We start from the raw sequence: 512 nt of genomic DNA, 5'->3' as shown, positions 1-512 counted from the left end.
CCTTGTGGTCCTTGCGCACCAGTTTCTCCTTGTATACCCTGAATACCTTGTGGTCCTTGCGCACCAGTTTCTCCTTGAATACCCTGAATACCTTGTGGTCCTTGTGCACCAGTTACACCTTGGTCACCCTGAGGTCCTTGTGGTCCTTGCGCACCAGTTTCTCCTTGTATACCCTGAATACCTTGCGGTCCTTGGGCACCAGTTTCTCCTTGAATACCCTGAATACCTTGTGGTCCTTGTGCACCAGTTACACCTTGGTCACCCTGAGGTCCTTGTGGTCCTTGTGCCCCAGTTTCTCCTTGTATACCCTGAATACCTTGCGGTCCTTGGGCACCAGTTACACCTTGATCACCCTGAGGTCCTTGCGCACCAGTTTCTCCTTGTATACCTTGAATACCTTGTGGTCCTTGTGCACCAGTTACACCTTGGTCACCCTGAATACCTTGTGGTCCTTGCGCACCAGTTTCTCCTTGTATACCTTGAATACCTTGTGGTCCTTGTGCCCCAGTTTC

Annotated in this window: 1 pseudogene; it reads right to left on the bottom strand. The window is 51.2% G+C overall.

The features are described 5' to 3' along the window. A pseudogene (locus Q1A73_RS24470) lies at nucleotides 1–512 on the bottom strand (hypothetical protein); the annotation flags it as partial.

This window comes from uncultured Aquimarina sp. (assembly GCF_947492115.1).
Taxonomy (GTDB): domain Bacteria; phylum Bacteroidota; class Bacteroidia; order Flavobacteriales; family Flavobacteriaceae; genus Aquimarina.
This window is presented reverse-complemented; position numbering and strand designations above follow the sequence as displayed.